The organism is Streptomyces sp. NPDC045998 (genome assembly GCF_056430285.1).
Genome location: NZ_JBWKLJ010000008.1, coordinates 344,811 through 352,802, shown reverse-complemented (window position 1 = coordinate 352,802; position 7,992 = coordinate 344,811). Strand labels below are relative to the sequence as shown.

General features: G+C 76.3%; 8 protein-coding genes. 3 read left to right on the top strand and 5 right to left on the bottom strand.

Annotated features, from left to right (window positions below):
- Nucleotides 1-135: 135 nt before the first annotated feature.
- Complete coding sequence (locus AC07FJ_RS24875; RefSeq protein WP_468289224.1) at nucleotides 136-486, bottom strand: hypothetical protein; 351 nt, start codon at nucleotides 484-486, stop codon at nucleotides 136-138.
- A 59-nt stretch (nucleotides 487-545) separates the two neighbouring features.
- Entirely contained in the window at nucleotides 546-1,355 is an 810-nt protein-coding gene (locus AC07FJ_RS24870) for a hypothetical protein (protein WP_479051494.1), read from the bottom strand.
- Nucleotides 1,356-1,496: 141 nt separating this feature from the next.
- On the opposite strand from AC07FJ_RS24870, the gene AC07FJ_RS24865 reads away from it, so the two are divergent.
- Nucleotides 1,497-2,066, top strand: coding sequence for a transglycosylase family protein (locus AC07FJ_RS24865; protein WP_479051493.1), 570 nt, complete (start codon nucleotides 1,497-1,499; stop codon nucleotides 2,064-2,066).
- Here AC07FJ_RS24865 and AC07FJ_RS24860 read toward each other — a convergent pair.
- From AC07FJ_RS24860 to AC07FJ_RS24850, 3 genes are read right to left on the bottom strand one after another with little or no spacing between them, the layout of a single operon-like run.
- A complete protein-coding gene (locus tag AC07FJ_RS24860) occupies nucleotides 2,008-2,709 on the bottom strand; it encodes an ATP-binding cassette domain-containing protein (RefSeq protein ID WP_479051492.1) in 702 nt (233 codons plus the stop codon). The two genes, AC07FJ_RS24865 and AC07FJ_RS24860, sit on opposite strands and share 59 nt — an antisense overlap.
- Nucleotides 2,706-5,507 (bottom strand): ABC transporter permease subunit, encoded by a 2,802-nt coding sequence (locus AC07FJ_RS24855; protein ID WP_479051491.1) that lies wholly within the window; start codon nucleotides 5,505-5,507, stop codon nucleotides 2,706-2,708. Before AC07FJ_RS24855 ends, AC07FJ_RS24860 begins: the two co-directional genes overlap by 4 nt.
- A 3-nt stretch (nucleotides 5,508-5,510) precedes the next feature.
- Nucleotides 5,511-5,927, bottom strand: coding sequence for a hypothetical protein (locus tag AC07FJ_RS24850; RefSeq protein WP_479051490.1), 417 nt, complete (start codon nucleotides 5,925-5,927; stop codon nucleotides 5,511-5,513).
- Nucleotides 5,928-6,020: 93 nt separating this feature from the next.
- Here AC07FJ_RS24850 and AC07FJ_RS24845 point away from each other — a divergent pair, with 93 nt between their 5' ends.
- Both AC07FJ_RS24845 and AC07FJ_RS24840 read left to right on the top strand, forming a co-directional pair.
- Nucleotides 6,021-6,560, top strand: coding sequence for an MTB12 C-terminal domain-containing protein (locus tag AC07FJ_RS24845; RefSeq protein ID WP_479051489.1), 540 nt, complete (start codon nucleotides 6,021-6,023; stop codon nucleotides 6,558-6,560).
- On the top strand, nucleotides 6,535-7,830 hold the full coding sequence (locus tag AC07FJ_RS24840; protein WP_479051488.1) for an ABC transporter substrate-binding protein: 1,296 nt from the start codon (nucleotides 6,535-6,537) through the stop codon (nucleotides 7,828-7,830). Before AC07FJ_RS24845 ends, AC07FJ_RS24840 begins: the two co-directional genes overlap by 26 nt.
- Nucleotides 7,831-7,992 lie beyond the last annotated feature (162 nt).

Below are 7,992 nucleotides of genomic sequence, written 5' to 3'. Positions count from 1 at the left end.
ACACATCAACCCACGTTTTGGTGTGGGTGCGGGAGAGGTGGGGCAGGAAGAATGAGCAACACACAGAGGCACGGAACGAGGGGGGGGACGGAAAAAGGGCTCCCCCTCCGCCCCCGCCGTCGTCATGGGCGCGTATCACAGGCCGCCCCTGCGCGCCGGTGGCAGCGCCGCCGGGACGTGGACGGGGTGGTGCTGCCGCTGCCACATCCCCGTGTACGCCGTCGTGGTCGTGGTCGCGCTCATCGGGCGCTGCGCCCCCGCCACCGCGGCGAAGGACCGGAAGCCCAGGTCCTCCTCGCCGCTGCGGTCACCCGGAAGCGTCCTGAACGTCCGCAGGTACTCGGAGTACAGCGCGTCGTAGATCGGCGTGGCCGAGGCGCCGGACGTACCGTCCTGCGACGGGCGCATCGCGGGGATCTGGTGGTACGGCTGGCGGGAGGACCCGTAGCGGGCGGACTCGTAGCGGGAGGGCTCGTATGCGTGCACGTAGGTGCCAACGACCTCGCCGCCCGTCGGATGCGGCCTCGCCGTGACGTGCCTCGCGGTCACGTGCCCGCCAGCGGCAGCGCGGCGGCCACCAGGCGTCCGTCGGCCGACGCCTTCTCCAGCGCGTCGCGCAGCAGGTCCTCGCGCGGCTGCTGGCCGATGGAGCCGACCGGCGCGGCGAAGACGAGGACCGTGTGCGACTTGTTCGCCGCGGCCCTCCAGCCCTCCGTGACCTGGAGCGGCTGGTGCGCCTGCCACCAGGCGACCGGGCCGCCCCCGGCCGTACCCGGCTGGAGGATGGCGTGCAGCTGGCCCATGGCGAGGAGCACCGACCAGCCGTGCAGCGGGCCCGGCTTCTGGTTGACGTCGGTGACCGGGAGGAAGCCGTGCTCCATCAGCAGCGGCAGGAACTCGTCGACGCCGGCGGTGGAGCCGGGGCGGGCGATGGGCGCGGTCGGTTCGACGACCAGCGCCGGGTGCAGCTCGCCGTCGATCAGGACGAGACCGCTGGTGACCCCGAGGACCGCCTGCTCGCCGGCGGGCGCGGGGGACTGGGCCGGTACGGAGACGGCGGGGGCGGCGGCGGGCGCCGGGGCGCCGGTGATGGACCGGACGGCGCCCTGGAGCTGCTCCTCGGCGACCTTCACGACCTGGGAGGGGATGCAGGTGGCGTGAGCGAAGGCCAGGACGGCGGTCTCCTCGCCGACGAACAGTACGGTGCTGGTGCGTTCCTGCTCGGAGTCGCCCGAGGTGCGGCAGGAGGTGCAGTCGTAGCTGCCCGGGGCGTTCTCGCCGGCGAGCAGCCGGTCGGCTTCTTCGTCGCCGATCTCGGCGCGTACGTCCTCGCTGACGTCGAGCATGCGCGGCACGGGTGGCTCCTCGGAGTCGTGTGCGGTTCGAGGCCGGGCGGTTCCCGGCTCGTCTCATGAAGAGCTCAACGGGTGAACCGGGGCCGGGGTCACGCGCGCGGCGGCGCGGGTGCGGGGCGGGGCGGTGCCTAGCGTGGGCCGGTGCTGAAGAACCGTTTCTGGCCGTCGGTCGTGGTGCCGGCGGCGGTGCTGCTCATGCAGGGTGCCGGGGCGGGCGCGGGTGCCGCGGTGGCCGCCGGCCACCATCCGCCGCCGCCCCGGCCCGGGCCGGGGCCCGCGTCCCCGCTCGCCGACTGCGCCACCGACCAGTGGCCCTGGGGGTGCGTCGCCGAATGCGAGAGCGGCGGCCGCTGGCACCTCAACACCGGCAACGGCTACTACGGCGGGCTGCAGTTCAAGCAGTCCACGTGGGAGGCGTACGGCGGGCTGAAGTACGCCCAGCGCGCCGACCTGGCGAGCCGTCAGCAGCAGATCACGGTCGCGGAGGAGGTCCTCCGCGAGCAGGGCTGGGGCGCCTGGCCGACGTGTTCGAAGCGGTACGGCCTGTCCGGACGCGCGCACGTGGTCCAGCCCGGCGACACGCTGTCCGCCGTCGCGCGGCGGTTCAAGGTGAAGGGCGGCTGGAAGGCCCTCCACAAGGCGAACCAGACCGTCATCGGGGCCGATCCGAACCGGATCCGCCCGGGGATGATGCTGTCCCTCCCGGAGTGAGCTCCGCCGCCTGACCGCTGAAGGCGAGCGCGCCGCGGCGCAGTTCGTGCACGAGCGTGCCCGGCGGCAGGCCGGGCGGAAGGCGCTGCTCGGCCACGACGACGGCGACGGTGCCCGCCAGCTCCGCCAGCAGCGCGTACGTGCGCGCCGCGACCGGCGGGGACAGGCCGAGGGCCGGCTCGTCGACGAGGACGACACGGGCGCCCGACAGCACCACGCGGGAGAGCGCGAGCATCCGCCGCTCGCCGCCCGAGAGCGTACCGGCGCGGCGGTCGAGCAGCGGGCGCAGTTCCGGGTACGCGTCGAGGGCCGGCGCGGCCGGGCTGTGAGGGGCGGCGAGCCCGAGGTTCTCGGCGACGGTGAGGCCCGGGTACACGGCGCCCCGGTCCGGTACGAAGCACAGGCCGCGGCGCGCACGGTCGTGGGCGCGCAGGCGGGTGACGTCGGCGCCGCGCCACAGGACGCGCCCGGCGGAGAGCGGCACCGCGCCGGCGAGGGCCCGCAGCACCGTCGTACGGCCGGAGCCGTTGCGGCCGAGGAGCACGGTGAGGGCGGCGGCGGGGACGGGCAGGTCGATGCCGTGCAGGGCCTCCAGGGGGCCGTAGCGCACGCGGGCGGCGCGGAGTCGCATCTCGATGCTCATGACACGATCCGCCCCGCCTCCATGACGTGGACCGCGTCCGCGACGTCCGCGACCAGGTCGAGGTCGTGTTCGACGACGAGGACCGCCATGCCGTCGGCGGCCAGCGCCTTCAGTACGCGGGCGAGTGCGGCGGTCTCGGTGGCGTCGAGCCCCGCGGCGGGTTCGTCCAGCAGCAGCGTGTGCGGCCGCCCCGCGAGGGCGCGGGCCACCTCGACGCGGCGCAGGGTGCCGGTCGCCAGCCCGGCGGCGGGCACGTGCCGTACGGCGGTGAGGCCCAGCAGGCGGAGGGTCTGCTCGACGTGGCGCGGGTCGCGGACGCGGCCGTGTTCCGCGCCGACGCGGACGTTCTCCTCGACGGTGAGCGACGCGAAGACCGCGAGCTCCTGGAACGTCCGGGCGATGCCCAGGCGGGTACGGGCGTGGGCGGGGCGCGCGGTGATGTCGACGCCGTCGAGGGTGACGCGGCCGGAACCGGGGCGCGCGGTACCGGCGAGGCAGTGGAAGAGGGTGCTCTTGCCCGCGCCGTTGGGCCCGACGAGGGCGGTGAGGCGGCCGGGCGGGAGACGGAGGGTGACGTGGTCGAGGGCGGGCACGCCTCCGGCGTAGCGGAGGGTGAGGTGGTGGGCCGCGAGGCCGCGGGGCCGTTGGGTGGGTGGTTGCGCGCCGTGGCCCGGTGCGGGCCGGTGGGGGTGCGCCCGGCCTCCGGCCGGGCCGGGGGTTCCCACCCGCACCGCCCGTGCGGGCCGGCGCTTCGGGTGCGGGTCCCCTGGCCGGGGTTGCCCCCCGTCGGCGACTGCGGGGCCGCTGCGGGGCCCGGTCGGGGGCGCGTGGCCGCCCTCGGCGGGTGCGCGAGGGGTGTCGGCGGGCTGGTGGCCCGCCTGGACAGGCGCGGGGCCGCCCTGGGGCCCGGCCGCGGATGGGTGGCCGCCCTCGGCGGGTGCGCGAGGGGTGTCGGCGGGGCGGTGGCCCGCGTGGGCCCGTGCCGGGGCCCGGGGGACGCCCTCGGGTCGTGCCTGGCGGCGAGGGGCGGACGGCAGCAGCGACATCAGCGGTGGGACGCGGGACGTCAGGGCGGCCAGGAGGCCGATCAGGGCCGCCGCCGCGCCGCCCCGGGCGCCCGCGTCGAGGCCCACCAGGAGGGCCGCGGCGGCCAGCGGGGAGAGGAGGCTGTCCGCGCCCAGGACCAGGACGGCCGCGAACCAGAGCAGGCCCCGCACCGGGTCGTACGCCGCCGGGTCGAAGGCCCGCAGGCCCATGGTCAGCAGCCCGCCGCCCAGGGCCGCGAGGGCCGCGCCCGCCACGAAGGCGAGGACCTTCAGGGCGGGGACCGGGACGCCCGCGGCCGACGCGCCCGCCTCGTGGTCGCGCAGCGCCGCCAGCGCCCTGCCCGTACGGCCCCGGCGCATGGCGGCCACCAGGAGCAGGGCGGATGTCAGGAGCACCAGCTCCAGGGCGTAGTAGGCGCGGTCCGACGCGAAGCCCGCCGGGCGCGCCGGGGCCAGGCCCGCCGTCGCGTACGGCTGCGCGAGGACGAAGCGGCTCACCGCGACGCCGACCGCCAGCGTCGCCAGCGCCAGGGCGAGCCCGCGGCGGCGGATCGCCGGCCACCCCGTCAGCAGGCCCAGTGGGGCGACCAGGACGATGGCCACCACCAGCGCGGTGAGCTCCGGCAGCCGGGGCAGGCCGGGGAAGCGGCCCGCCGCCAGCAGCGCCGTGAACAGCGCGCCCAGGCCCGCGTACGCCGCCTGGCCCAGCGAGATCTGGCCGCCCCGGCCGGTGACGACCACCAGGGACAGCAGGATCACGGCGAGCGCCGGGACCTGGATCGCCGTGTGCAGGTCCGTGCCCGCGAAGCCGAGCGGCAGCAGGAACAGCACGCCCGCCACCCCCCACACCCCCGGTGGCACCCGGGCCCCCGCCGTCGAGGCGCGCGGCAGGGCGTCGCGCGCCCCCACGCCCGGCAGGACCAGCGCGGCGACCAGCAGGGCGACGACGAAGAGGTTCGCGGCGACGGCCTGGACCAGCGGACCGGGCCAGCCCGCGGGGTGGAAGCGGGTCAGCTGCGCCTGCCCCACACCGATGGCCAGCGCCGTCACCACCGCCACCGGCAGGCTCCGCATCCGGGCCACCACCGCCACCGCGATCACCTCGACGACCAGCAGCGGCAGCCCGTACGGGTCGAGCCGTACGTACGGCGCGAGCAGCACTCCCGTCAGGCCCGCCGTGAACGACCCGAACGCCCAGCCCACCGCCGACATCCGGTCCGCGTCGATGCCGCCCAGAGCCGCCAGCTCCCGGTTGTCGACCACCGCCCGCAGCTCCCGCCCCAGGCGCGTCCAGCGGGTCGCCGCCCCCACCGCGGCCGCCAGCAGGACGGCCGCCCCGAGGTGCAGCCACGGGTCGTCGCCGAGCAGCACCGGCGCGTCGTCCCGCGCCCCGCCGCCCCACAGCAGCGCCGCCGCGCCGACGAGCAGCACGAACACGCCGATCGAGGCCACCAGCGTCGTCGCCGGGTCCGAGCCGAGCACCGCCGCCGGGCGGAACACCACCCGGTCCAGCACCAGCCCGATACCGGGCCCGACCAGCAGCAGCGTCACGCACGCGGCGAGCGGCAGCGGCCAGCCCCACTCGACCACCAGCTGCCGCAGCACGTACGCGCAGACCATGGCGACCGCGCCGTGCGCGAGGTTCAGCACGCCCGTCGCCCGGTACGTGACGAGCAGGCCGATGCCGGTCAGGGCCGCCGCGCCGCCGACCGCGAGACCGGCGAGGAAGAGTTCGTACGTCAGCGAGGACACGGGTCAGCTCTCGGGATCGCACACCGGGCAGGGGTCCAGCCGGGCGTCCCCGACGGGGACCGCGTCCGCCCGGCCCGCGACCAGGGGGCAGTCCGGGCGGTGGGCCAGCGTCCCGCCCGGGACCCGCAGCGGCGGAGCGTCCGACGAGGGCCGGTCGTCCGTGGCCGGGGGCTCCTCCGGGCCGGGGCCCGCTTCCGGTGTGCCGTGCCGCGGCCCGGGCCCGCCCGGCGCCACCGCGCCCAGCAGCACCGTGCCCGCCACGATCAGCGCCGCCCCCGGCACGGTGCACGACGCCAGGTAGGGGATCTGCCGTTCCGCGAACCGCTCGCCCGACACCCCGTACCAGCCCGCCACGCACAGCACCGCGCCCACCGCGACGACCACGGCCCCGCCCCACCACAGCAGTCGCGATGTCGGCATCACGGGCCTCCGCTGGCGAGAGAGGGCGATTCCTTGCACTATGCCCAAGAAGGACAAAAAAGGCACAGACCCCGGAAACCGGCGGTGAGCCATATGGTCCCCACCACGCGTACGAGCCTGCGCAGGCACCCCCGCACGGCGGCCCTGGCGGCCGCCGCGGTCCTGGTCTTGGTGCCGACCGCCGCGGCCTGCGGCGACGGCAACGGCAACGGCGACGCGGGGAGGTCCCCGACCCCCACCGCGACGGCGGCCTCGCCGACCGGCGACCAGCCCGCGGACCCGACCGCGGCCCGGCAGCAGATCGAGAAGAACTGGGCGGCCTTCTTCAACCCGAAGACGCCGCTCGACGAGAAGGTCAAGCTGCTGGAGAACGGCGACCGGATGCGGCCCGTGCTCCAGGCCTTCGCGGCCAACCCGCAGGCCGCGCAGACGTCCGCCAGCGTCGACGACGTCGCCTTCACCTCGGCGACCCGGGCCGACGTCACCTACGACCTGATGGTCGGCGGCACCCCGGCGCTGTCCAACTCCAAGGGCACCGCCGTGCACCAGCAGGACACCTGGAAGGTGTCCGTGAAGACGCTGTGCGCGCTGGTCAAGCTCAGCCCCGATGCGACAGCCGTGCCGGGCTGCTGATTCCCTGCTGCCGACGGCGCTCCTGCTGTTCGCCCTGCTGCTGAGCGCCGCCTGCGGCAGCCGCCTGCCGGAGAGCGACTTCACCGCGCGGCGCCCCGCCCCGACGGCCGACGGCCCCCCGATCCGCATCGGCATCATCACCAGCGCCACCAGCCCCGTGGGCGGCGCCGCGTTCACCGGGCCCCGCGACGGCGCCCAGGCGTACTTCGCCGCCCTCAACGCGCGCGGCGGCCTCGACGGCCGCCGCGTCGAGGTGCTCACCTGCGACGACGGCGGCAGCGGCGTCGGCAACAACGAGTGCGTCCACGAACTCGTCGACGAGGCGAAGGTCTTCGCCCTCGTCGCCACCACCGCCTTCGACTACGCCGGTGCCCCGCGCGTCGCCGCCGCCGGCGTCCCCGACATCGGCGGCCAGCCCATCGGCCCGGCGTACGACACGTATCCGCACCTGTACGGCATCTACGGCAGCTCCGCCCCGCGCACCGGCGAACCCGGCTGGGGCGGCGTCCTGTACGGCGGCACCGAGGTCTACCGCTGGTTCAAGCGCGAGCTCGGCGCCCGCACCGCGGCCGTCGTCGCGTACAACCAGGCGGACTCCGCCCGGTACGCGGCCTACGTGGAGCGGGGCCTGCGGACCGAGGGGTACCGGGTCGTCGGCGCGCAGGTCGACTTCGCGCTGCCCAACTACCGGGCCGTCGCCGCCGACCTGCGCGAACAGGGCGTCGACGTCGTCTTCGACGCCCTGGACACGCACGGCAACGCGCGGCTGTGCGAGGCGATGGACGCCGTCGGCGTACGCGTCACCGCCAAGGTCACCAACGTCCAGAACTGGAACGAGGGCGTGCCGCGCGACTTCGAGGACGCCCCGCGCTGCCGCAACGCCCTGTGGGCGACCGGCGCCAGCCGCAACCACGACGAGACGTCCCACCCGGCGGTACGGGAGTTCCGCGACGCCATGGGGGACCGGCCGCTCTCCCAGTGGGCGCTGGAGGGGTGGGCCGCCGCCATGTGGTTCACGGACGCGGCCCGCTCGTGCGCCGGGGCGGGCCTCACGCGGGCGTGCGTCGAGCGGTTCCTCGACCGGCCCGAGGGGTACACCGCCCGCGGGCTGCTCCTGCCCGCCGTCTTCCGGCGGCTCCCCGAGCCGCCGAAGACCAGCCGCACCTGCCTGTCCGTCGCCCGCTGGCAGGACGGCCGCGGCTGGGTCACCCAGGGCGGCGACATGGAGCGCAACTGCGCCACCGTCCCCCAGCTCGGCTACCGGCCCTGAACCCGCGCCCCGGCCCGGGCCGGGCCCGCCTTTCTGGGCCCGCCGACCGGGGCGGCCGACCCGCGCCCTGAACCGCGTGCCGAAAACCGCGTCCTCAATCCCAAGTACAGTCCATGCCTGACGACCATCCGAAACTGCTGGACCTGGGGGACGCGGCGACGC

Coding starts and splice junctions, on each gene's coding strand:
- AC07FJ_RS24860 (WP_479051492.1), bottom strand. CDS start 2,709: ATGAGCATCGAGATGCGACTCCGCGCCGCCCGCGTGCGCTACGGCCCC.
- AC07FJ_RS24850 (WP_479051490.1), bottom strand. CDS start 5,927: ATGCCGACATCGCGACTGCTGTGGTGGGGCGGGGCCGTGGTCGTCGCG.
- AC07FJ_RS24845 (WP_479051489.1), top strand. CDS start 6,021: ATGGTCCCCACCACGCGTACGAGCCTGCGCAGGCACCCCCGCACGGCG.
- AC07FJ_RS24840 (WP_479051488.1), top strand. CDS start 6,535: ATGCGACAGCCGTGCCGGGCTGCTGATTCCCTGCTGCCGACGGCGCTC.